Here is a 25,859-nt window from a genome sequence, read left to right on the forward strand (position 1 = left end):
TCTTCATTTAAAGATGTTGCAATCATACGGTGAATCTCAATCATTATTTGATTCTCTTCCTCCTGAAATAGGTTACTTTTATCAACAAAAGAAAGGGACTTTTGCAGATTTATACTCCTGGTGATTACTTTTCTTACTCACAACGGTATTAGATCAATAAAATATCTTCCTCAACTTTATTGAGCTGGGATAACTGTATAACTACCTTATCTGTTGGTTTTCGAAGATCTCTTTCTAGTAATAAGACATAATTTATCGTAACATCCAACCTCCAGCTACTTGGGCAAGAGTTAGACCTCTTTTCCTCTTAATTCTCGTATATATGCTCCAAACTCCTCATTTTTTAAATCATGTATATTATTCATTCGATCCACCTCCTGAAGTAAATTTTCATCAATAATGTTTGCCTCTCTTTTATACCAGTGACTATAGGCAAAAAAAAAACCGCATTTCCTCTTGATTAGGATGCGAGTTTTTTAAAATATATTAATATATTTTTAGACTTATTTATACAGATCATTTTGATCCCCACTTTTTCCAAATACTATGTTAATGCCAATTATAATTGACCATTTTTCAGTAATCAAGTATATGTACGGAGTATTCCTTTAGACTAATTATGAAAAACCCCAATACTATCAAATACGCTTTATATTAACAAAATAGAGTGTTCAATAATCTTCGATATCTGCTCGTCTTAGTAATCACGACTTAGTATTTGTGTGATAATAAGGTTTGACAATATTGAAGAAATATATCTCTTTGATTTCCACTTATGTTAAAGACTTATATCTTTATGGGTTCTTCCAATTTTAATTGAGTATATTGCAGATCTCGAGCAGCCCATATCTGTAGCAATTTTTCCTACTGCTATTCCCTGCGATAAATGAGATTTTATTAATTTTACTTCATCTTTCGAAAACCTTCTATATTTAGGGGGATTATCCTGCTTTTGGTATTTTAGTATATACAGTACTTTCTCTTTTTTTCTCCGCATACCAAAGGTATTATTTTGGTTGTACAAAAGATGACACAGAAGGTAAACACTCTCTTTATTTCCTACAGATAAATAATACTTACCACTTTCCTCTTCAAACCCAGTACCACCAGTAATGCCATATTCCTTTCTCAAGTATTCACATAGAGCATCTCTAAAATCAAGGGATGCAGTATAAAAAACTAATCTAAATTGCTTAGTTTTATAAACTCCCTTACTATTTTTTTGTTGTTGAATGATTACCGAACCATCACCATCAAATACCCCCCTTAAAAAGTCTCCTATAAACTCTTTAGGGATCTTAGGAAAAGATAAAGTCTTGGATTTCCCCTCAACTAATCCCCACTTATTCAGTATTTGTGCAACCATGTAATTTTGAAATTGAATACCATACATTTTCTTTCTTCCATGAATCTTTTTGCCATTCACCTTTCCGCCTTGTCTTGGTTTTCTAATTGTAATTGCACCAGTATAACCTATCACCTTCGCTACATGTTCAATTACATCCTTATCAGCCATTTCAATTCCTATTTTATTTCCTGACCTCCATCCATCAGTTAGTAATACACCTAACACATAGAAAAAGGAGGAAGAAAATGTTAGAAAAAAACTCAAATTTACCTTAGATTCTCTAAGACTTCTAATTTTATTGGCCTCTGTTTTACCTCTTGATTTAATTCCATAAATACTCATTAAATAACTAATACTCCTAGAGTTAACATTGTATTCTTTTGCTATTTCTGCTTGGCTCTTTTGCTCTATTATATAAAGATAATAAAGGTCATCCTTTGAAATTTTTTCTTGAAGTGGCCTCTTTCTATTTTGATGTTTCTGCTTTCTTGGGATGCCGTACTTTCTTAATAGATAATTAATATGTTGCCTGGTTACTTCCTTTCCTAATGATTCGGCAATTTTTGCACTACTCATATTTTTTACCACATACAACTTATATAGCTTTTCCTTCGGCATGATCTTATTGAAATTGTGATGTTTTCTACCAGTACATATATCACATAACTTTTCCCCTTTTTCTATTCTCCTAGAGAAAGTTCTTGTACTAATTTCTTGTGGAGGGTGTATTTCGTTTGGGCAGTTAATAATAAAATGAGTAGCCTTCTTACCCCTAATAATTTCCATAAGTTTGTACCCATCGCCATCGCCCATTTTGCTTTCAACCAATGTCCGTGTCCATATAATAGTCATATATCCTTTATTCATACTCCTTTTACAAGTATTTGTAATACAGAGTATTGCCAGGATAAATACTTTTATACAAACTTAATTATTATGCCCAAAGACCTCTTCCTATATACCTTTTCCTATAGTCAAAGGATAAGGTATTTTCGATATTTTTTTATCTAGATAGTAGTCAATAAGTAGCTGGTCGAGCGTTTCGAGGTGTTTTCTCTTTCGATAACTACTTTTTCCCCTTAAAAACATAGGGTAAAAATGAAGTATTGTAGCATAACTTTAAATGCTTTTACAGTTAGGAAACTACTGAATAGGGAATAGCGATACGTTGGATATGTACTATATGAATCTGAATCCTATGGGTCGAAATTTCTAAGGAAATAGAGGGATATTGGTATAAAAAAGAACTGGACTCGCCATGGAATCCAGCCTGAATTGGTGTTTAATACGCTTGGAAGATGCTAATGCAAATCCTTTTAAGTGCATAAATGATTTATTTATCTATTCTTTTACATATACAGTCACCCAATGTCCATCCCCAAAGTTAAATCCTATCTTTTCTGATATAAATCCATTACTTTCTTAATGTACTCCACTAAGTCCATTTCCATCACTTTTGCATTAACCTCTTGGACCTCCATAGTAATTTCATTTTCTCCATATTTATCATACTGTTTTATAAAATCACCTAACGAATCAATTACTATCGCTGCTACACTTTTGTTTCTTCTTTGAATCTTCTTTTGTAACCTTTGGAAATAGTACAAAACTTGCTTTTCTTGTTGGAAAACGCAACTTTTTCGTATCAATAAATCTCCTTATCTTATCATGATCAGCTCCTATATCTGTAACAGGTAAAGCAGCCACGATTCTCTCAATATCATCAACCGTTTCAATATTACCAGCACCTATAATCTCAAAGTACTCACTGACCACAGGTTTATACATCTCTTCATATACCGCATGAAATGTCGATTTATTTATGTTTTGGTCATAATAATCCATATTCAATGGATCATAGTAAACCACTTTAAAGCCTGTTCCAACCTGATTCATTTTGACGAAGATTAGACTCCAATTAGCCACCCTACATATAAATGCATGTCCTGCTTCTATTACTTTAATTGCACTTCCATAACCATTATCTAATTTGTTTACTTCCATCTGTGTACTCATTTCGATTCCTCCTATATTAATGATTTTTAAATATGGAGTCCATGGAACTGAGAAAATTACAATTATTCCCTTACTCTAGCTCCTTGAATTCATATTTCTTTTGTTTATGATTCTATTATATATAGGCAATGGAATTAAAAGGTGACGTTCCAAGTCACATTTAGAATTTTGGGAGGAATTTCATGAACAAAACATTAGACCAACAGACTATAGCTGAATTAAAATTATACATTAGAGACAATGGTCTAAATAAAGCAGCTACAGCCCTAAAAAGACAGTTCCTTGCTAATGACTCAACTACGGTATATAGTCCATCATCACCGCCTGTGGATACTTATTATGGTAAAGGTATCTTTGGAGCTTTAAAACAAAGGATCAAAAGGGTGAAAAACACTTATACACTCGGAGAGTATGTGGAGTCGCTTTTAAATGAACGGAATAAGAGCTTTTCTGTTGACCTTGAAAAGTTTGATGTTGACCGATTTTATAAAAATAAAGTTATAAAAAACAAAATAAACCCATCCAAACAAAAACTTCTTTGCTTTGCAGTTGCATTACGATTAAATATAGAAGAAACAGATGATTTATTGCGATGGGCTGGACTTACTTTAGCAGAAGAAAATTCTGTCTTTGATAATATAATTGGATATTTTATAGAAAAAGAAATTTACGATCCTATTGAAATTGATCAGTACTTAGTTGAATTTGGGGAATCACCTATGTTCTCTGTTGAATAGAATTATGCGATAAATTTGAATTAGAATAGTGAAAGGGAGTTTGCTCCTCCCTTTTTGTCGCCTCATCAAAAAGACAAATAAAAAAGACTGAACCCATATAGGCCAGCCTTAACTTGTATAACTCTAATACAGTTAATTAATCTTATTTCACCTTTCATTAACGCAACAGTTACTTTAAGTGTTTTACTTCACAATTACTTCTTATTTTTACATGCATTTAAGTAAATTTAGCTCATGCTCAGTTATTAAGATGAGAATTCACGGCGTTTTTCATGTAATTAATGAGTGCTATTACCTCGCTCTCTAGTCCTTCCCACTTATCAATACACTCTCCTCGATAGGATTTTCCTGCTATATCCATTAAATTCGAATGCTCTTTTGGCAAAAGAGGTATAGCCCATTTTGCAGCCACATCTTTTGGAGAAATTTCACCAGTAGTTACCGTCTGCCACATCCGAGCTAGGGTTAAAATTACATTACGCTCATCATCTTTGATTTCCTCAATCAACTCTGGCAAAGAATCCTTAATTGCTCTTCGAATATCTGTCAAAGGCACAGGAGCAAGTATATTTGAAGCATCAGGACCAAATAGGGAAATGCTATACTTTCTTGCCTGTGCTAAAACAATTGCCAAATCGGGATCATAACTTGGTCCCTGAATTTGTCCTTTCTCAAACTCACCTCTGAGCCACTCACCGTAGATAAATTCTTTTTTTGGTGGATATTTCCAAGGTACAACATCGCTATGGTTGATAACCGTGAGTTCAAGAGGTCTCAATGAATCTGTATTTCCTATCTTTCCAGATATAAGCATTAGTCTGTCAGTTAGTTTTTTTCGAGTTACTTCAAGTAAACTATTATTCACTAGTACTAGGACATCAACATCACTGTTGATGCGTAAGCCTCCTTTTACTGCTGAACCAAATAAATATACTCCGATTATCGAACTTCCGAGTAACTCCTCCACAATTTTTAATGCTTTAATTGCTTGTGCTGGAATTTTTTTGTTACTCAAACTGTACATATACTAAATACTCCTCTCGTCTGATTATATTCCTCTAATGTACGTTTGTTTTGTTAGTATTCAATTAAATGGCTTTTGAACAATAAAGATAGATACTATTCAATGTCCATTTAACAAACAAGAATTGGTTTCTTCCTTTTAGAAAGCAACAATTATTTTTACAAACGAAAATTGGATAAAGTGGGGTATTTTTAAAATATATATTTATGTTACAATAATATTGACTTTTAAAAAAGGGTTGATTCTAATGAAGAAAGCAGACAAGTCAGCCTCCTAAATTCACTTTAGATAAAAATTTAGGAGGCATATCAAATGAACTTTAATAAAATTGATTTAGACAATTGGAAGAGAAAAGAGATATTTAATCATTATTTGAACCAACAAACGACTTTTAGTATAACCACAGAAATTGATATTAGTGTTTTATACCGAAACATAAAACAAGAAGGATATAAATTTTACCCTGCATTTATTTTCTTAGTGACAAGGGTGATAAACTCAAATACAGCTTTTAGAACTGGTTACAATAGCGACGGAGAGTTAGGTTATTGGGATAAGTTAGAGCCACTTTATACAATTTTTGATAGTGTATCTAAAACATTCTCTGGTATTTGGACTCCTGTAAAGAATGAATTCAAAGAGTTTTATGATTTATACCTTTCTGATGTAGAGAAATATAATGGTTCGGGGAAATTGTTTCCCAAAACTCCTATACCTGAAAATGCTTTTTCTATTTCTGTTATTCCATGGACTTCATTCACTGGGTTTAACTTAAATATCAATAATAATAGCAATTATCTTCACCCCATTATTACAGCAGGAAAATTCATTAATAAAGGTAATTCAATATATTTACCGCTATCTTTACAAGTACATCATTCTGTTTGTGATGGTTATCACGCAGGATTGTTTATGAACACTATTCAGGAATTCGCAGATAGGCCTAATGACTGGCTTTTATAATATGAAATAATACCGACTGTACTTTTTACAGTCGGTTTTCTCACTAACCTCCCTCAATAGTTTAAGTACATTTCTTCACAATGTTAAACAATCTATCTCCATCTTACCTTTGATTTTGAAATGACTAGATTTTCCAATTTAAAGATAGCGAATTAAACAGGATTCCTTTTACACAAAACATTTTTATATCCTATTGTTTTATATTGTTCTTATATTCTGAAAGAGAGATAACGTTGCTTGGACATATTTCATTACTTTTCTCTATATATTCTATTTTCTTCAACTCTTTCAGATACTCACAAGGTATGTAGACATCAAATCCAATAAGAGCTTGTCCAGTATCATCAAAAATTAAAATTTCCCCTAAATCTTCATCTTTACCAATTGGATAAACACGATGTATAGAAAGATCCTCACCATATTCCCCTACCAATGCTAGATCTAATCTAGAAAATACTACATGGGTTGCTTCTTGCATGGGACAAACTTTATAACCTCTTGTTTCCGGTACTCTGTTGTGCCAAGTTTCGGTAATGAATTCTAAATAATCAACGGATAATTCCAAATCCTCGGTATTAAAATTGAGATTTTCGCTTATATCAATAATATTCTTTTTTGTCATATGCCCTTCATCCTTTACTCGTATTTAATTATTTATGAAGCACCATTAGGATACAACTCGATTTGGTATTGGATCGGCTAAAAGTGATTGATTGTTGGTAGAAATGCCAATAACATCTCAATTAATTTCTGCAAAGTCTGACAAAATCCTATTTCTGACACTAACTGCATTTTCCTTCTTACTTTGCATAGATTGTGATTGAGAACCTACACTTAACTCATTAATTATATAAAGAAAATCAGATAATGCATTATCAAGATATAAGTCATAAATATCTTTTACAATTCTATAAACTTGAATATCATGTAAGTAATCCCCTTGGTATACTGTAAATGAAACGGCATCTATATCATTATAATGTTTAACTTCTATGGAAGTTTCAACACTCCACCCTAATTCTTCTGAACAATCTTCGTATGGCAACGTGTTTGCAACAATAATTAAATTAGTTTTTAGCATATGTTTGCTGTAATATATATACTCCACATCCGACCCTTCAATGTATTTTCTATTTAAACCGTTAATCAATTTCATTTTTGCATCTCCATTCTGTTTTATTTTTTCTATGATTCCATTTTATATAGTCAATGGTATAAAAGGGTTGCCTGAGAAGTCACATTTAGATTTTTTCAAACAATAAAGACTACCCCTGAATTAGCCTTCATAAATATTATCTTATCCGCCTGTTTTTACTTGAATGGATATGAACAACTCAGAATACCACGTTAATCCGAATTAATTACTGTACCTTGAAAAGAGAAAAGCTATTCTCATATCTTCTTATCTCTCTCTTCCACCTTATGGATGAAATATTACAAACCTAACTAGATTCTTTTTTCTAACTATGTACCATAAGATTAATCATTTGGGAAAACCCCACCCCTCCAACCCGCATTCCACCGTTTGAGTCATAATAAAGTTTTGCTACGGAACCCCTATTTTCACACTTTCTTGGTTCAAAAATGACCGTTTTTCCGGCCTTTTTCGGCTGTTTTTTCATGGTTTTTTCGAAGTTGGAATAAAGTTTTGGGAATGGAATAAGGAAAAATTCTAGAATAGATAGTGGAGAAAAGAGGGATAAAATAAAGAGAAAATATTGAATGAGTATTGATTTATTATTGAATTGGATATTGGATAAACCCAGTAATGACAAGGATTTAGGAACATAACTGCATTGAAAAGATATTGGAAAAGACATAAAAAAACTCGGGCTCCTGATGAGGAAAACCCGAGAAATTATTGGATCTATATTGAAAAAGCAAATGTTTATTATTACGAAATCGGTGGTGGGAGTAGCAGATGTTTATTTTGACAGTCAGGTGTTTATTATTGATCTACAATTCTCTTTGTAGCAACGATACACACTCCACATGATTCGTCTGAGGAAACATATCAACTGGCTGTATTTCCTTTGTTTCATAGCCGCCTTCATCAAGTATTTTTAAATCGCGTGCTAGTGTAGAAGGATTGCAGGAAACATATACAATCCGATTTGGTTCCATTTCAATCATGGCTTGAAGAAAATCTATTTCGCAACCTTTACGCGGAGGATCAACGACAATAACATCCGGCTGAAGTCCTTGAGCTTTCCACCGTGGCATAACTTTTTCAGCTTTTCCAACAATAAACTCTACATTCGTAATACCGTTGAGCTTTGCATTTATTTTCGCATCGTGAATCGCTTCCGGAACGACTTCAATACCATATACTTTTTTTGCTTGTCGAGCCAAAAACAATGAAATAGTGCCAATCCCGCAATAGGCATCAATTACTACATCATTTGCTCCAATATTTGCATATTCCAATGCCTTTTCATATAATACCTTTGTTTGTTGCGGGTTGACCTGATAAAAGGATTTTGCCGAAATGGCGAAACGAATATCACCAATCGTATCGTAGATGTAGGCGTCCCCCCAGATAACCTTTGTTTCCTTTCCTAAAATAACATTCGTCCTTTCTTTGTTAACATTATGAACAACAGATTTAACATGAGGGTATGTTTCGGTTAATTCTTTAATTAGCTTATCTTGCTGAGACAGTTTTTCCGTTCGGGTTACAATTACAATCATCGTATCATTTGTTTCTCTACCTGTACGCACCATAATATGACGCAGAACACCGCTATGTTTCTTCTCATTATATGCTTGTATACCTAAACGTTCAGCAATTCGCCGTACAGCCTCTACCATCCGATCATTTACCTCATCTTGAATAACACAAGTATTCATATCTTCAATAATACGGTGACTTCTTTTTTGGTAAAATCCAGTAATTAGTTCGCCTTTCTTTTCGCCTACTGGAATTTGTACTTTGTTACGATAACGCCAAGGATCTCTCATCCCTAGTGTTGGCAAAACAGAGACATCATCTAGATGCGCAATCTTCCGCATGACATTTTTCACTTGATTTCGTTTCATCTCAAGCTGCATATCATAGCTCATATGCTGTAATTGACAGCCACCGCATTTATAATACACATTACACGGTGGCTCTACACGCTCCGAACTTTGCTTCTCTATTTGCAAGAGCTTGCCATAGCCGAAGTTTTTATTTACTTTAACGACTTTAACCAATGCTTTTTCACCCGGCAAAGCATTTGGGACAAATAATGGATAGCCGTCTATTTTTGCAATGCCGTTACCTTCATGGGTCAAATCTTCAAAAGTAAGTGTTACTGTTTCATTCTTTTTTACTGGTACTACTCTTTTTGCCATTATTCTCTTCCTTTATACGCTTGTATGTATTCCTTATCGCATAACTCTATGAGGTATCCACATGTAAAGCGACAAGAATAACTATAGTCTAACTTAATTTTTTTCTGTAAACAACAGCATTAAAGTTGCAAATGGTCCTAGTAAGAGTGATACAAGAAACCAATTCAGACCGCTTCTATTTTTCCCCTGTGCCAGAACGGCATTTATTAATGCAAGCGTTCCCCAGCCAACATAATAATTTGCATTTTCCACATGAACATCTCCCCCCATACCCATACTGTTTTAAAGAGCCATGGCGTTTCACTCTTACTAAAGATTCGGCTACATACAAGATCCTTACTAATGAGCGGGAATATGTCTTTTTAAACTGTCCTCAGCTAATTTCAGGTTCAGCAGAAGATTTTTAACTTAAAACAGTTTTTCCAATACAGAAATCATTCCCTAAAAATCGGCTTAATCATATTATGTGTTATCCGAAGCTTAAGCTCTCTTCATATGGACACCCATTTTTTTAGAAAAACTTGGCTTGTCGCCAAGTCTTTAGCGAAAGCTGTAGTTTTTCTTATACTATAAACCTAAAAACTTTATACTATCCTATAGTATAAAAAAGACTACTGTACAAGTAGCCTTTTTACCTTTTTTCAATGAATTCAGTTGGAACAAAAAATTCAATATGTTGTTGCAGATTGACAAATTCGCCTGGAAGCAGACCACCATATTCTCCATCTATATTTAATTGCATCTTTTCATCCGTAGTCACCTTAATATACTTTGCCTTGTCATAAATGACATGTTTATCCTCTAAATGTGCTCCTCGTAAAGCAAGCGTCGCAATTCGAATAAACTCAGCCAAATTCGTTTTTCGTAGAATAATTAAATCAAAATAACCATCCTGCATATCTGCATCAGGAGCAAGCTTTTCAAACCCTCCAACAGAATTTGAATTAGAAATAAGAAAAAGCATAATATCCTCGTCTACTACTTTTCCGTCATATTCTATTTTGGCTCTTGTCGGTTTTAAAGAAGGCAGCATTTCAATACCTTTCATATAATAAGCGAGCTGTCCCAACATGGTTTTTAATTTGCTAGGCACTTCATAAGTCAGCTCGGTTAACTTACCTCCACCGGCTATATTCATAAAATAATGGTTGTTTACTTTTCCAATATCTAAAAACATTGTTTTGCCTTCGATAATAACATCTACAGCTTTTTGAATATCTCTTGGAATCCGTAAAGCTCTCGCAAAATCATTTGTCGTTCCCACAGGGATGATGCCCAACTTTGGTCGGTGATTTTGCTCAGCAAGGCCATTAATTACCTCATTTATGGTACCATCACCACCAGCAGCAATAACAAGATCATGTCCCCTCTCAATCGCTAATCTTGCAGCAGTGGTAGCATCCCCCTCGCAAGTTGTTGCATGAGCAGAAGTTTCATATCCAGCTACTTCAAGCTTTTCTAAAACAACTGGTAATTCTTTTCTAAAGGCTTCTCTCCCAGATGTAGGGTTATAGATAATACGTGCTTTCTTCATTGTTTTCCCTCCGCAATGCACCATGCACTGATATGCAGAACTGTTTCTATTTATAATAGCGAACATTAAGTTAATACTAAGCAAAAATTCATGAACTATTAAAGAAATGAATGAACTCCCAATACTCGAATACGGTTAACATAAGAGTTGCCTGATCCTTAACGCTTGAAAAGAGGAGTTAATAGCTTTGGGTCTCACAAGACATATATATAATGGAACCTGATACCTAGGAGACAGCTCTTTTCTTACATAAAACCCTAGACTATCATAGATTTTAAATCATGATAGTCTAGGTTAACTACTATCGCTTATTAATTTCTTCTAATAAGATTTTATTAACCATTGGCGGGTTTGCTTGCCCCTTGGTCGCTTTCATTACTTGACCTACTAAGAAACCAACAGCCTTCTTTTTACCATTTTTAAAATCTATGATGGACTGTTCATTTTCATCAAGGACTTTTGAAATAATCTCTTTTAACTGACCCTCATCAGAAATTTGAACCAGACCTTTTTCTTTAACGATTTTCTCTGGATCGCCGCCTTTTTTAACCAACTCAGCAAAGACTTTTTTCGCTATTTTTGATGAAATGGTACCATCATCAATGAGCTTAATCATTTTGCTTAATGCCTCTGGAGTAATCGCTAAATCATCTAATTCTTTATAATGTTTATTCATATAGGCAGATAATTCTCCCATTAACCAGTTGGAAACTTGTTTTATATCAACATCATGAGTAATTGCTTCCTCGAAAAAATCTGCCATTTGTTTCGAATTCGTAATGACCGTTGCATCGTATTCCGGCAACCCAATTTCTTCCATATATCGTTGTTTACGTGCGTCTGGAAGTTCAGGAATTTCTTGACGAATTCGCTCTTTCCAAGCATCATCAATATACAATGGAACAAGATCAGGTTCTGGGAAGTAACGATAATCATCCGAACCTTCTTTCACACGCATTAATAACGTCTCTTTGGTTCTCTCATCATAACGGCGAGTTTCTTGAAGGATCTCTCCACCGGAAAGCAAGATTTTTTCTTGACGTTTTTCTTCAAATTCTAACCCTTTTTGTACATAACTAAAGGAGTTTAAGTTTTTCAATTCGGTTTTTGTGCCAAATTCCTTTTGCCCAATTGGACGAAGTGAAATGTTAGCATCACAACGTAGCGAGCCTTCCTCCATTTTTACATCAGAAACGCCTGTATAATGGATAATATTTTTCAGTTTTTCTAAATATGCATATGCTTCTTCTGGAGAACGCATATCCGGTTCGGAGACAATCTCGATTAATGGCGCTCCTTGACGGTTAAAATCAATTAATGAATATCCATCATCACCATGTGTTAATTTTCCAGCATCTTCTTCCAAATGCAGGCGAGTAATTCCAATTCGTTTTTTCTTTCCATGCACTTCAATTTCGATCCAGCCATTTTCACCAATTGGCTGATCAAATTGAGAGATTTGGTAAGCTTTTGGATTGTCTGGGTAGAAGTAATTTTTACGATCAAACTTTGTATGTGTTGCAATTTCACAATTAAGAGCCATTGCCGCTTTCATTGCAAAATTAACTGCTTCTTCATTTAAAACAGGTAAAACCCCAGGATAACCTAGATCAATTGGGTTGACATTCGTATTTGGTGCTGTCCCGAACGCATTCACGCTAGGGCTAAATATTTTTGATTTTGTTTTTAATTCAACATGTACCTCTAAGCCAATAATTGTTTCGAAATTCATTCGTTGGCACCTCCTAGCTGAGGGCGTTGTTTATGATGATCTGTCACTTGTTCATAAGCATGTGCTGCCCGGTATACCGTCATTTCATCAAAATGTTTACCGATAATTTGCAGACCAATTGGTAAACCATCCGTTGAAAAGCCACAAGGAATGGAAATACCCGGTACTCCTGCCAAGTTCACTGGAATAGTTAAAAGATCATTTGCGTACATCGTTAATGGATCATCTACTTTTTCACCAACTTTAAATGCTGGAGTTGGTGTTGTTGGTCCCATCACGACATCATAATCCTCAAGAATCTTATCAAAATCATTTTTAATTAAAGTACGTACTTTTTGGGCTTTTTTGTAATAAGCATCATAGTAGCCAGAGCTAAGTGCAAATGTACCTAACATAATACGGCGTTTTACTTCATCACCAAAGCCTTCGCTGCGAGATTTTTTAAACATATCAATCATATTATCTGCATTTTTTGAACGAACCCCATAGCGAACCCCGTCAAAACGAGCCAGATTTGCTGATGCTTCAGATGAGGATAATAAATAATACGTTGCTACAGCATATTTGGAATGCGGTAAAGATACTTCTTCCCAAGTTGCACCTAATGATTCATATACTTTTAATGCCTGAAGGACAGCCTCTTTCACTTCAGGAGCTACCCCTTCACCAAGGTATTCCTTAGGTACAGCAATTTTTAATCCTTTCACATCTCCAGTTAAAGCTTTTGTGTATGCCGGAACCTCAATATTTGCACTTGTTGCATCCATGGAATCGTATCCAGCAATAACTTCTAATACCCGTGCATTGTCCTCTACGGTTCGCGTAATAGGACCGATTTGATCCAATGAAGATGCAAAAGCAACTAGACCGAAACGAGATACCCGTCCATAAGTTGGCTTTAAACCAACAACACCGCAAAATGCAGCAGGCTGGCGGATCGAGCCACCAGTATCAGATCCTAAAGCAAATAGGACTTCACCTGACGCTACAGCTGCAGCTGAACCACCACTCGATCCCCCCGGTACATAGTCTATATTCCAGGGATTACGGGTTGGTTCATAACTGGAGTTTTCATTTGAAGATCCCATAGCAAATTCATCCATGTTCAGTTTACCAATCGTAACTGCCTTTTCATTATGCAATTTTTCGATAACAGTAGCGTTATATAATGGATCATGAAAATTATCGAGAATTTGGCTGGCGCAAGTAGTGCGTAAAGCTTTTGTAACAATATTATCTTTAATCCCACTTGGCATTCCAAATAGAGCTCCGGTTTTGTCCACTGACTCGTCCAGCTCTTTTGCGTAAGCAAGAGCCTTATCATTGTTTAATGTTAAAAATGCATGGACCTTATCATCGACTTCTTGAATTCGTTCATAAGAGGCGTTTACTAAGTCTTGTACCGTAATTTCATTATTATGTAGTTTTTCTTCTAATTCTTTTATTGTGTGATCAAATAATGACATGCTTATTCCCTCCTACTCCAAAATTGATGGGACACGAAAATGACCATCTTTGTGATCTGGAGCATTTTTCAGTGCTTCTTCTTGTGTAATCCATTGCTTTGGCTCATCTTTACGCATTACATTTTTTATATCCAGCACATGTGTTGTCGGCTCAACATTCGTGGTGTCCAGTTCATTCAGCTGTTCTGCATAAGCAATAATGGAACTTAAATGCTCCGTAAACATTTCAGTTTCTTCTTCTGTTACATGTAAACGAGCTAAGTGAGCTACATGCTTTACTTGATCTTTTGAAATTTTATCCACTATTTTCCCTCCAAACAGTTATCTTCTTTCATTATATACATAAGTCCTTCATCCATAAAGTGAATCTTCAATCCGTGGGGTTTTCTTTGATCCCCTCCTGATTGTTAGAATGAACAGAATCGGCACTATTCATTTTTCCAAACAACTGTACAAAAAGAACCGAGAAGCAGCCAAGTTTTGGGGCAAACGGATCTATGATAGAACCGTGAAATTAGCCAACTTGGCTGAACCCTAGCCTTTGTTGCGGGAAACTATCCAATGTTGCACATAAGTAGGACATTAAAATTTCCACTGCATTCTCTTAACTTCGTACATACTTTTAGCGAACAAAGAATTTCGATCTGCCATTTTTGACGAACTTTTTGAACATGCCCTACTATTTCATTTTAAACGTTAGTAACACTATAGATGATAGCAGAATGACCTATTACTAAGCAACTAAAGTTAAATAAAAAGTTGATTTGAGCCTCAATAAGTTTCATATGTGTAATCAGCTACATTTTTATAGTCAACCTCTCTTTATCATGCCACGCTTTTATTCTTAAAACCATTACTCTTGCAACTTTTTAATTGTTTGGTCAAAGTCTTGCGTTAATTCTGTGTTTGACTTATCCAATAAACTGACAATGATCGTAACAATACAGTTAAATAAAAACCCAGGAGCAATTTCATATAGCTCGAATATACCACCTTCAAGAAAGTTTTCCCAAACAATAACGGTTACAGCACCAATGACGATTCCTGCTAATGCACCATTTCTTGTAATTCCTCGCCAAAATAAAGATAAAAGAATAATCGGTCCAAAAGCTGCACCAAACCCAGCCCAAGCATAACTAACAAGCTTTAACACAGAACTTTCTGGATTTAAAGCAATTCCCATTGCAATCAGTGCTATACATACTGTTGCAATTCTACCAACCCAAATTAGTTCTTTACTTGAAGCTTTCTTACGAAAAATAGCTTTATAAAAATCTTCCGCTACAGCCGATGATGAGACGAGCAACTGTGAATCAATGGTACTCATGATAGCTGAAAGAATGGCAGCTAAAAGTATACCTGCGATTACCGGATGAAAGAGAATTTGTGAAAAAGCAATAAAGATTTTTTCCGAATCTGCTAGTACTTGTAATCCATTCTCATGAATAACTTGAATTCCAAATTCGGAAAGCCTGGAAACGTCCTCTGTACTTATAAAAGCTAAACCGACAAACCCTGTAAAAATAGCACCATACAGCCCTAATATCATCCATGTCGTCCCAATGAATCTAGCTAATGGTACATCTTTGGAAGAGCGTAAAGCCATGAATCGAACAAGTATATGCGGCTGACCAAAATAACCGAGTCCCCAAGCAAGTGAAGATATAATTGCCATGATGCTAATACCTTCAACCATACTTAAATGAGATGGTGCAATCTCACCAACTGCTTGAACTGCTTCATTCCATCCACCCATTTCATTTGATGCAACAATTGGTACAACTAATAAAGCAAAAAGCATAAGACTACCTTGAATAAAATCAGTCCAAGCTACAGCTAAAAACCCACCAAGTAATGTATAAGAAACAACGACTATTCCTCCAATCCAAAGCGCCGTTTCATACGGAACATCAAATGAAGCTTCAAATAATTTCGCTCCACCAACTAAACCAGATGAAGTATAAAAAGTAAAAAAAACTAAAATTACTAAGGCAGCTATCACTCGAAGAATATGAGATTGGTCTTTAAAACGATTCTCTAAAAAGTCAGGAATGGTAATGGAGTTATTGGAAACTTCTGTATAGACTCGCAGTCGCTTAGCAACAAATTGCCAATTTAAGTAAGCACCTATAGCCAGACCAACCCCCATCCATGCTTCAGAAATTCCCGTAGCATAAACGGCTCCCGGTAAACCTAATAATAACCATCCGCTCATATCCGATGCACCGGCACTTAATGCAGCAACTCCCGGCCCAAGACTGCGACCACCTAAGACGTAATCCGATAAGCTATTTGTTCGATAATACATAATGATTCCGATTACTAACATAATTATTAGGTAAATAATAAACGTTATCAGCGTGGGGAAATCCATGTACTACTTTCTCCTTTCTATAATTAAAGTATTAAACGATAAAACAATTAAACTAGGCATCGGAACAAACAACCAAAACCAAGTAACTCCTTGAATTGAATATTCCATAAAAGATAGACCTCCTTTTCTATAGTTTATTAAAAGTATGTATTGCTTGTAAAATCCGAATTTTCATTCATCATTATTATTTTATGCTTATAATAACTTGTTTTGTTAATAAAGTGAAACTTCATTCAAGGAGTGCTTTTCTCCTTGAATGTTAGTACCACAAGGGTATGACCTAAAGGCCCTTGAACGAATCGGGCATTTAGGTGCCGTTTTTCTCTCAACTTCGACTTCTCCGTGTTCCTTTAATTCTTGAAGTGGGAGAATTACGACACCTTACATGCGGGATAAAGTGAAACTTCATTCAAGGAGTGCTTTTCTCCTTGAATGTTAGTACCGCAAGGGTATGACCTAAAGGCCCTTGAACGAATCAGGCATTTAGGTGTGTTTTCTCATCATGTTCGTAACATCAATAGCACATTTTCGAATGGAGAAAAATACGCACCTTACATGCGGGATATAACGCATTATTGATTTAAGGTTAAACATGTATAAACACGGGGTAGAATTTCCGGGAAAGACTTGCAGTTTGTTATAATCACCGTGTCGTAAGTTTACATTGAACACTAAAAAGTAGGATGAACTTATTAATAACCTTTAGTTATGAGTGATTTTCTCAAACAAAAAACTAGGCGCCCTCTTGGTCGATAATTTGACTAAGAGACTACCTAGTTGAGTTGTTCTTATAATGATGTCGTCAAAAGAAGATACATAGACCAGCGAAGTTTGAGGCATTGTAGTTTCAAATAGTACAGTAAACAGAAGAACAGGTCAATAACAAAACTCTAAATGGGATCTTATTACAAGTGAAAACAAATCACTTGGTACGTTTTGTGCTTCTACCATAATGCTATACAATATGGTAATGTTACTTAACCTTTTTTCACCTTCTTTAATCCTTTACCTGCTAAATAAATAAAAATTCATCATGAAACCACTCTCATCCTTCTGCATGATACCATATATTTTTTAATATAAATATGAAATTTTAATCATATTAACTAATAACTTTTAAAAAATAACAGCCTATTTTTAATAAAATGCTAATAGCTATTCATATAAATTCTCAATCTCAGTAAACCAAAAGTATCCCTTTTCCATACACTTAGCGTCAATTCTTTCTAATTCTTCTTTTAACCAAATAATCACAAATTCTGGTATCTCATTATTAATAAAGGCATCCTCACCATTTACCTCTATTGCCTTATCAATCATTCTTGAATATACTAATAAACATTCTGCGAATTGGTTTATAGAAGAATTAATAAATACTTCTTTATAATTATCACTATTATTAAGAAAAACTATATTTTCTTGTTTCTCTATTATACATATCGGATCCCCAGAACCAGTAGACCCCAAAAACCAATATTTTTGAAATTCTTCAGGCATATTAAATACTTTTGTAATAGGCCTTAATAACGGTTGTGACGAAGTAAACTCTAAATATGGTGGAGGGGTTTCTGGTAAGCCACCCGTAGATAAAAATTCCTTCACTTCATCTGAAAAGTCTTTGCTCATTAAGTCTTTGTAATTAAATTTAATTAGTGGACCATCTTTGCTGACATCCCATTTATTATTGAATTCCTCTGGTAGTATCATCTTCTCACCTTCTTAAATTATTTAAAAAAGTTTCTAATCTAGTTGCAATTTCACCATCTATCCCAGTAATTCCCCACTCCTTTTCTACATTATGAATACCATCATATCTAGGAAGTAAACTTTTTGGTAAAGCTACTGCTTGACCACCTTCTCCTATGTGGTGATGTCTCATTGGATCTTTTATATACTGCTTATACTGTGGAAAATGTTTTATAAATTGTTCATCAACAATTGGAACTCGGCCTCTCTTTATCAAAGCCGTATTTTCTACACTCCAAAACTCTGGATTTCTTTTAAGTAATGCATTAAAAAACTTTTTTGCATTTCTCTCCCATCCAGAAGCATTTGTTCCTGAATTAGCTTTCCCTTTAAAGTTCATTTCAACTACAAGTCTAGGATCAACTAAATACTCTTTATCATACTTTGTAAGATCTCTACCTCTATATCCTCTAATCTCATCATATTTGCCATCATTACTCCATTTAGGAACAGTAAAGGTTTCCTCCTTATTAACCGTACCCTTAGTAACTCCCTTCCCCTCACTCTTTACGAAAACATCTGTGGGCGGATTTCACCAAGCGGCTTCGATCCCATTCCAATCATCGGGATCGTTGTGTAGCCTGTTGAAAGTTGTTCTCTGTAGAACACAGGCACTTTTACCTTAGCCAGTTCCGCTTTAGCTGTATTTAACTTCTCTTGGAAATAACTCTTACTGTAAGGTTTCCCACCAGTCAGCTTTGGCGATTTTCCTGCACTTCCTACTTTGGAAATTCACTTTGCTCCTCTTAAGGCCCAGGTACTTGGTATTAGTGCCGGCAAAGCAGAACCCGTTACATACATGATTCCTTCTTGTTCCACGGTATCGGTGAAAGACTGATTCAAAAAACAATTTTTTTTAATTCAGTAGTGTATTCTCGATTTTCCTTTTTTGTGGAGATGAAATTACCCTTAACTTGTGATTTTATAAAGATCACTTAATTAAACATTGAAAATATAATTAATAGAATTAATAAATGTGCTTGAAACTAAAATAAAAAGTCGACTTAAAAGCTAGAGCAGGAATTTCTCAAACAATATCACTATTAATAGTATCCTTACTAACTGCCACAAGGTTAGATAAAAATACGAGAACCTAAAGTGTCATCATACCTAGGCTCTCGTATTTTCCCGCTTATTTCCATCCATTGTACTCTAAAAATTTATCTGGAATTCTTAGCTCTAGCTGTTGTTCAAGTTCTTGGTAAAAAACTTGCATATCAGCTTTGTCATACCATTTCTGAGTGTTTTTCAATGGAATTCTTTTATCACCAATGAATAAGTGACAGCCAAATCTTCCTCTATCATAATTAAATATTACATTAAAATAATCATAAGCAATAAAACTGAAGCTAAACATAGTATAAGGTTTATCAGTGCGAGTAATAACATTAAAACTACTTGTTATTTTATCTTTAAAGTAATCTTTTATTTCTCTCATTATTTTATCTTCAAGGATTTCACTATTTTGCAATCCAAACATCTCCTTTGGTTTCTAATTTAATATATCCATGTTCTCTTTGAAGATAGCTCCATTCGCTGAATAAAAAACTATCTGGATAATCTTCTGGATTGTGAGAAAACCTTATTTCTTTACCACTTTTCACAGCATCATCCAAAGCAGGAACATTGAAATACTTAAACATTTCATCATTCGTTAAACCATATTTCTTTTGAATATTTCCCCATTCACTTCCTAAATCAAAGTACATAGAATCTTTACCTGCCTTTCCAATATAGGAATCTGTTCCTGCCTTTCCCCAGTTTTCCACACCATTTTCAATTGTTGGTGTATATTTTCCTAAGGTCATAGAATTACTGTCTATATTATGCATAGAAGCTTTACGAATATCTTTGAAATCCTCGACGGGGATTTTTCCACCAATTTTTCCATCGATTATATCAAGTCCATCAATTTTGCTTGTTGCAATACTAGCTCTCTTACTTCCATTCCCCTTTAAAGTATCCTTCCCCTCATTCTTCACCGAAAACATCTGTGGGCGGATTTCACCAAGCGGCTTCGATCCCATTCCAATCATCGGGATCGTTGAGTAGCCTGTTGAAAGTTGTTCTCTGTAAAACACAGGCACTTTTACCTTAGCCAGTTCCGCTTTAGCTGCATTTAACTTCTCTTGGAAATAACTCTTGCTGTAAGGTTTCCCACCAGTCAGCTTTGGCGATTTCCCTGCACTTCCTACTTTGGAAATCCCCTTTGCTCCTCTTAAGGCCCAGGTACTTGGTATTAGTGCCGGCAAAGCAGAACCCGTTACATACATGATTCCCTCTTGTTCCACGGTATCGGTGAAAGACTGGGCGGCGGATTCCGCTACACGCATAGGATCTTGTAGAAATTGTATCGCAGCTTGGGTGTAGCTATCAAGCGTTTTATCTGCCTTATCTTTCAACCAAGCTGGTTCGATTACATCAGGAATATAGCCTGATGCAACAATTACACCAGCATCCACCGCAACCGTCACTAATCCGCTAACCAGTCCTACTATTTCATTTGCCAATCCTTTTAAAAGGTTGCCAGCACCCTCAGCTATAGTTTCGACGACATCCCATACTCCTTCAAAGAAGTTCGTATATTTTTTCTTTACATTTCCAGCTAAATTATTATAGGCGTCATCAACATTTTCAAATCGCTTCACTTTCGTGTTGTACAGTTCCCACAAGTCATCCATTTTGTTTTGAAGTTTATTTCTTGTGGATCGAATGCTTTCCTGAATGCGTTCCATATTCCTTCTATTGCTTTCGCTTGCTTCTTTTTCCGCTTCCGTAGGGTCATCCAACAAGCTGAAAAAAGAGGAAGGTGTCCGATAACTTTGGTTCAATGCTTTAAGTACGTTTCTTTTCATACCCTTGTCTATTTGCTTTAGATTTGCCCATATATCATTTCGGTCGACCCGCATCATTTGGTTTCTCGCAATAGGGGAAATATAAGCAGTGGTGTCTCTCACATAATTTTCAAATAATGACAACAGATCATTAATTTGCGTTTCGTATTTTTCGATTTTATCCTTCGATGTATCGATATTTTGATCCCATGCTTCGACACTTTTTCCCTTGTTGGTTTGAATAAACGTAGAAACCTTATTCAGAGAATCATTCATTTTTACTAGAGCATTCTTATACGAATGAAGTTCCCCTATAATATCATCCAAAATCCCATAATTGATTTGTAAATCCCGCTTCATGAACCATTGCCCCCAATTGCCTCGCCAAGTTCTTCATCCAATTGCTTCATGCTTTCCAGTAATATTTTTCCCGCTTGGTGGATTTCTTCCATTTGGTAGATCAAATCTTGGTTGATATCATTGTTCATGTTGTCCAGTAGGGCATCGACTTTATCAATAAAATCCGAATGAAATGATTTGAGACGACCTCTCGTATTGGAACGAAAGGTAGTTGTATAGCCTGTAAAATCATCAATTCCAATTTGTAATTGTTGAATGATTTTTCGCAGCTCTATCAGATTTAATTTAATTTCTTGTGCGGATACCACAAAACCCCTCCCTTTCTCACAAATTAGCGAAACCGAATGGATTGGATTTCATTGATTAGTTGATTCAGCTCGTTCACCATCTCATTTATAATCGCTTCCATATCCTCTTGTACCGAGGCATTTTCCAAATCCATATCGGCAAAGTTCTGTTTGATTTCCTTTTGGGCATCTCGTAAATTGTTGATAATTCCCGAATCCCAGCCACCGTACAATAAATTTTGGCAAAACTCGTAATCATATAATTTCATTATCAATCACCTGCTTTTGCTTTTGTTCTATCTCCTGTTGAAGCTTGGTCATATCATGGTGGGAAAATTCAATGGAGTTCATGTCTTTTTCTATTATAAATTCTTGTTTCATCAGGAAAACAAAAGCTTCTTCCATCTCATCCTTATAACCTTTCTGAATCACTCTCTTTATCAATGGAGCCGTAAAATGAATTTGCGTGCCAGCTTTCATTTCACCGATTGGATAAAGAATGCCGACATACGGAAAATAGCTGGTATAATGCTTTGGAGCTACAAAACGACCGGTGATGACTACTTTAGAAGGGGATGTGGAATGACGATCCGGCTTAAAATAGGCTGGATCTAATTCCACGATCGATCCAAGCGGCAGAACTTCTCTCATGATTTCTAGCGTGTTCGTTAACAGCAAAACAAATATCTCCTCCTCTAGTGAAAATTGCTTATCTGCATATGCAAGAATGCATGAGGTACCATTTTGTTTGTACGAAACCGTACCGCGATCGGACGATACATCAAGAACAGGAAGTTTTTTCTTATATGCTTGATAGAGTTGTTGTAATAGCTTTTCCTCTTGCGAAAAAGATTGAAAAAACTCCCGTACGTGCTGTCTTAATTCCACTTGGGTTTCCTTGATGAATGACTGAGCAATTTGGTCTACCTTCTGTAAAACTAGCCTTTTCCATTGATTTTCAACATTTGCAGTCATCAGTATACTCAACTCACTTTTCTAATTTACTGTTTAGCTTAATTTTTTCTATATTAATAATAATGTTAAATTCATCCATTAACCATACATCCTTTATCCTGGTTTTTAATGAATATTTATAACTATATAAATATTTAATTAGAACTTTTAACCTAAAAATATGTTTTCTTTATAATGATGGTAGATGAAAGATATACTAAGAAAACATCAATAAAAACAAGAGTAGTGTTTAGATTCCACATGCTTGAGTATCAAAAAAAATCCCAGAACGGGGCTCCAGTCCGTCCTGGGTTTGCTTTATCATAAATTGATAGGGTAAAAGTTAAAGAACCAGTTTGAAAAGAAATAAAATTACTGATTGGCATACTAGTGTAACGTTAGAATATAACGACTGGTTGAGATGCTCCTAGAATAATTACTGCACCACACATTAAAGATACGGCTATTTTTCTCACATTATCCCTCCTTTACAAATTGATTAGTTTGTTGTAACTGTTACTTACTAATTTATAATATTGAACAGATTCTTTATACTTACCCATTTCCTCTAGCTGAGCTGCCAGCAATTTTGCATAAATCACCAAATTACCATAATCACCTTGTTGCTTCAGGTAAGGTAGAAAGTCATCTGTTAATATACTTTTAAACTTATTTACATCACCATTTAACAAATATTTATATACTTGAATACTGTAATCATATAGTTTGTTATAATACTTGTTTTTTGCTAGTTCTAATATATTCTCGGCCTGTCTTAAATACTCTCTTACTTTCGCATACTCCCTAATCGTGAAATATTCTTGAATTAAGTTAATAATCGCTGCTAACCTGTGATTATAATCTATTTTTTTACTTTTAGCAGCAATCAAATAATTTTTGATTGCTGCTTCTGAGTTTCCCGTAATCCTGTATAAATATCCAATATTAAGGTCAACTAGTTGAACGACCTCTTCATTGCTATTTAATTCCCCCAAATGCTTTGCTAAATTATAATTTTTCATTGCTCGTTTTAGCATTTTAATTCTTTGATATGATATTCCTAATAAAATATGACAGAGAGCACAGCTAATAAAATCATAGTTCCGCTGAAATACTGCCATTGCTTGCTTTGCATAATCAATTGCTTCTAGTTCTTCCCACAGCTTACTATGCGTTACGGATAATGTATAATGCAAATTAGCGATTTCCGCTTCGTCAATATTTGCTAAGCGAATCTTTTCCTCTGCTGTTTTATAACACCGCATCGCTTGTTGGTGGTCTTCTTTAAGTGAGTAATGGTTGCCTTTAAATTTATACCAATAATAGCTTTGTGTATGATTAAATGAATCAACCATTCCATACAGCTCGTTGATTTTATTGGAAGCCTTTTCAAAATCACGTAAAACGACATAGTAACGAATTTTATGAATCTCGAACATTATTAAATGATTATTTATACTCCGGTCCATCATCTGTTGTAGTTCTTCATAATTTGCTGTTATTAGTTGCTTATCATACCTGTCAAACAGCAGATCATACCATTCTTTGCACTTCTCCTCAATCTGTGAATCTGCTTTATCCATAAGCTCAATCCCCAAGCGATCACATAGTAATTGAATGATTTGCGGGCTAGCTTTTGTCTTTTGATTTTCTATTTTAGATAAATAAGATAATGAAACGATACCTTCCGCCAATTCCTCCTGTGTCATATTGCGCTTCGTTCGTTGTAATTTAATAAAAGGACCCATTTCTATCAAACTCTCACCCGCCATCTTCAATTAATACTTTTAGTATATTGCTATTATAACATGATTTCTGATATTTCTTATTGGGAAAATAATTCGCTTTTTTATGTATTATTTCGCAAAAAACAGCTTATTATTTTCTGATTTTCTTACCAGAGGAAAACTAGTGTTTAACTGGTTAAAATTAACAATTAATCAATATATATAATTGGTACTTTTTAAGTCAAAATTTATAACCTATGAGTAATTGGTTTAATTTCAAGCTAAAATTATAGGTACTGTGAAGCACTTGAGAAGCACCTGAAAGTATTTACAACGTCTTTCTGATAAGAAATATTTCTACGTTGAGGAAAATTATGAAAAAGTGAATGATCTATTTCTAAATAGATGAGGACTAATAGGGTTGTTGACAATTATTAGACCCTCACAAGCTTTATCAATGAGGATTTACTTCAGTAGCTTTTCTTCATATATTACGAGAGTCTTGAACAATGGCTAGAAGCACTCGGTTAGCGGGACAAACGGCAGATCTTGACGAGATAAAGTGATACTTCATTTCTTGGAATGCTTTTCCCCAAATGTTAGTTCCTCAAGGGTATGATCTAAATGCCTCTAAACCAATCGGGTATTATAGATCAAAGGCTAAGTTCGCAACCTCCTGTTGCAACTCCTTTGTGATCGAAATCCTTGAAAAATTGCGATGTATTGCTAACGTAGCAACTCTGTTCTTGGAATAGAAGTACTCTTTTTCTTCGTACGATGACGTAGTTTTCCTTGTTCTATCGACTCAAACGAATCGGGGATTTAGAAGCCGTTACTCTCATAACGATCGCAAAATGATAAGGCAAAATTTTTCAAATGAGGGAAATACGACTCCCTGCAATCTAGATAGAGGAAACAGGTCTCTAAAACAGGGGTATGCCGACACCTGAGCAGCAAGCCCGCTTTTAGTCGGCCTTCCTTTAAATTCGAGCCAGATGTTGATTTATAGGAGGGAGATCGAGGTTGGCTAGTAACTCGAACGCTTCAGCTAAACGAAGCTACTTTTCAAAAAAGTTATCACATGTACAAACAGATATAGTTGTCTGAACAAATCTGTTAAAGAAAATCAGATTAATAATCTGGAGACAGAAATAAGATCAGTACTTGAAGTGATTAAGTACAAAAAAAACCCCAGAACGGGGCTCCAATCCGTCCTAGGCACGTTCTATCATAAATTAATAGGGTAAAAAAGTTAAAGAACCAGTTTGAAAAAAATGTATTAAAGTTGGCTGGTAAGATTAGACAAAACTCCAGGCTGATTTGATGCCTTGTCATCATATTGATGATTTGCAAATAAAAGGCCACCAATAAGTAGTACACCACATGCTAATGATACTACTACTTTTCTCACACTATCCCTC

General features: G+C 34.9%; 22 protein-coding genes and 1 pseudogene. 2 read left to right on the plus strand and 21 right to left on the minus strand.

Features of this window, described 5'->3' with window-relative positions:
• Window positions 1-778: 778 nt before the first annotated feature.
• A complete protein-coding gene (locus tag BN1066_RS03800; protein ID WP_077318177.1) occupies window positions 779-2,215 on the minus strand; it encodes an LAGLIDADG family homing endonuclease in 1,437 nt (478 codons plus the stop codon).
• 669 nt (window positions 2,216-2,884) lie between these two features.
• Window positions 2,885-3,364, minus strand: a complete 480-nt coding sequence (locus BN1066_RS03805) for a hypothetical protein (protein WP_077318178.1) — start codon at window positions 3,362-3,364, stop codon at window positions 2,885-2,887.
• 182 nt (window positions 3,365-3,546) lie between these two features.
• Here BN1066_RS03805 and BN1066_RS03810 point away from each other — a divergent pair, with 182 nt between their 5' ends.
• Complete coding sequence (locus BN1066_RS03810) at window positions 3,547-4,101, plus strand: hypothetical protein (protein ID WP_077318179.1); 555 nt, start codon at window positions 3,547-3,549, stop codon at window positions 4,099-4,101.
• A 238-nt stretch (window positions 4,102-4,339) separates the two neighbouring features.
• On the opposite strand, the gene ant(9) is transcribed toward BN1066_RS03810, so the two are convergent.
• A complete protein-coding gene (ant(9), locus tag BN1066_RS03815) occupies window positions 4,340-5,125 on the minus strand; it encodes an aminoglycoside nucleotidyltransferase ANT(9) (protein WP_077318180.1) in 786 nt (261 codons plus the stop codon).
• Between the two features lie 312 nt (window positions 5,126-5,437).
• Between ant(9) and catA the strand changes: the two are divergent.
• A pseudogene (gene catA / locus BN1066_RS03820) lies at window positions 5,438-6,148 on the plus strand (type A chloramphenicol O-acetyltransferase).
• A gap of 130 nt (window positions 6,149-6,278) precedes the next feature.
• Here the strand turns inward: catA and BN1066_RS03825 are convergent.
• From BN1066_RS03825 to BN1066_RS20975, 18 genes are all read right to left on the minus strand, one after another.
• Entirely contained in the window at window positions 6,279-6,710 is a 432-nt protein-coding gene (locus BN1066_RS03825) for a hypothetical protein (protein ID WP_077318181.1), read from the minus strand.
• 117 nt (window positions 6,711-6,827) lie between these two features.
• Window positions 6,828-7,244 (minus strand): hypothetical protein, encoded by a 417-nt coding sequence (locus BN1066_RS03830; protein ID WP_077318182.1) that lies wholly within the window; start codon window positions 7,242-7,244, stop codon window positions 6,828-6,830.
• 800 nt (window positions 7,245-8,044) lie between these two features.
• Window positions 8,045-9,424 carry a 23S rRNA (uracil(1939)-C(5))-methyltransferase RlmD gene (rlmD, locus tag BN1066_RS03840; protein ID WP_077318184.1) on the minus strand — a complete coding sequence of 460 codons (1,380 nt, stop codon included), beginning with the start codon at window positions 9,422-9,424 and terminating at the stop codon, window positions 8,045-8,047.
• A gap of 93 nt (window positions 9,425-9,517) precedes the next feature.
• On the minus strand, window positions 9,518-9,676 hold the full coding sequence (locus BN1066_RS20100; RefSeq protein WP_179104273.1) for a hypothetical protein: 159 nt from the start codon (window positions 9,674-9,676) through the stop codon (window positions 9,518-9,520).
• Between the two features lie 379 nt (window positions 9,677-10,055).
• A complete protein-coding gene (locus BN1066_RS03850) occupies window positions 10,056-10,958 on the minus strand; it encodes a diacylglycerol kinase (RefSeq protein WP_077318186.1) in 903 nt (300 codons plus the stop codon).
• A gap of 301 nt (window positions 10,959-11,259) precedes the next feature.
• On the minus strand, window positions 11,260-12,690 hold the full coding sequence (gatB, locus tag BN1066_RS03855) for an Asp-tRNA(Asn)/Glu-tRNA(Gln) amidotransferase subunit GatB (protein WP_077318187.1): 1,431 nt from the start codon (window positions 12,688-12,690) through the stop codon (window positions 11,260-11,262).
• Window positions 12,687-14,156, minus strand: a complete 1,470-nt coding sequence (gene gatA / locus BN1066_RS03860) for an Asp-tRNA(Asn)/Glu-tRNA(Gln) amidotransferase subunit GatA (RefSeq protein ID WP_077318188.1) — start codon at window positions 14,154-14,156, stop codon at window positions 12,687-12,689. Before gatA ends, gatB begins: the two co-directional genes overlap by 4 nt.
• 12 nt (window positions 14,157-14,168) lie before the next feature.
• A complete protein-coding gene (gene gatC, locus BN1066_RS03865; protein WP_077318189.1) occupies window positions 14,169-14,459 on the minus strand; it encodes an Asp-tRNA(Asn)/Glu-tRNA(Gln) amidotransferase subunit GatC in 291 nt (96 codons plus the stop codon).
• A gap of 550 nt (window positions 14,460-15,009) precedes the next feature.
• The gene (gene putP / locus BN1066_RS03870) at window positions 15,010-16,530 is read right to left on the minus strand and encodes a sodium/proline symporter PutP (RefSeq protein ID WP_077318190.1); all 1,521 of its coding nucleotides are present in this window, start codon (window positions 16,528-16,530) and stop codon (window positions 15,010-15,012) included.
• A gap of 1,155 nt (window positions 16,531-17,685) precedes the next feature.
• Window positions 17,686-18,237 carry an SUKH-4 family immunity protein gene (locus BN1066_RS03875; RefSeq protein WP_077318191.1) on the minus strand — a complete coding sequence of 184 codons (552 nt, stop codon included), beginning with the start codon at window positions 18,235-18,237 and terminating at the stop codon, window positions 17,686-17,688.
• A gap of 4 nt (window positions 18,238-18,241) precedes the next feature.
• Window positions 18,242-18,691 (minus strand): hypothetical protein, encoded by a 450-nt coding sequence (locus tag BN1066_RS03880; protein WP_281250259.1) that lies wholly within the window; start codon window positions 18,689-18,691, stop codon window positions 18,242-18,244.
• 717 nt (window positions 18,692-19,408) lie between these two features.
• Window positions 19,409-19,747 carry a hypothetical protein gene (locus BN1066_RS03885; protein ID WP_245799693.1) on the minus strand — a complete coding sequence of 113 codons (339 nt, stop codon included), beginning with the start codon at window positions 19,745-19,747 and terminating at the stop codon, window positions 19,409-19,411.
• Complete coding sequence (locus BN1066_RS20425) at window positions 19,737-21,470, minus strand: hypothetical protein (protein WP_218668065.1); 1,734 nt, start codon at window positions 21,468-21,470, stop codon at window positions 19,737-19,739. Before BN1066_RS20425 ends, BN1066_RS03885 begins: the two co-directional genes overlap by 11 nt.
• Window positions 21,467-21,778, minus strand: coding sequence for a hypothetical protein (locus BN1066_RS03895; RefSeq protein WP_077318193.1), 312 nt, complete (start codon window positions 21,776-21,778; stop codon window positions 21,467-21,469). The genes BN1066_RS20425 and BN1066_RS03895 overlap by 4 nt, the downstream gene beginning before the upstream one ends.
• Before the next feature lie 23 nt (window positions 21,779-21,801).
• On the minus strand, window positions 21,802-22,026 hold the full coding sequence (locus BN1066_RS03900) for a hypothetical protein (protein ID WP_077318194.1): 225 nt from the start codon (window positions 22,024-22,026) through the stop codon (window positions 21,802-21,804).
• Window positions 22,013-22,732, minus strand: a complete 720-nt coding sequence (locus BN1066_RS03905; RefSeq protein WP_077318195.1) for a DUF4176 domain-containing protein — start codon at window positions 22,730-22,732, stop codon at window positions 22,013-22,015. Before BN1066_RS03905 ends, BN1066_RS03900 begins: the two co-directional genes overlap by 14 nt.
• A 467-nt stretch (window positions 22,733-23,199) precedes the next feature.
• Window positions 23,200-24,459, minus strand: coding sequence for a helix-turn-helix domain-containing protein (locus BN1066_RS03910; protein ID WP_245799736.1), 1,260 nt, complete (start codon window positions 24,457-24,459; stop codon window positions 23,200-23,202).
• 1,258 nt (window positions 24,460-25,717) lie between these two features.
• On the minus strand, window positions 25,718-25,849 hold the full coding sequence (locus tag BN1066_RS20975) for a hypothetical protein (protein WP_281250247.1): 132 nt from the start codon (window positions 25,847-25,849) through the stop codon (window positions 25,718-25,720).
• Window positions 25,850-25,859: the final 10 nt, after the last annotated feature.

The sequence above is a fragment of the Virgibacillus proomii genome, from assembly GCF_900162615.1.
Lineage (GTDB): Bacteria > Bacillota > Bacilli > Bacillales > Amphibacillaceae > Virgibacillus > Virgibacillus proomii.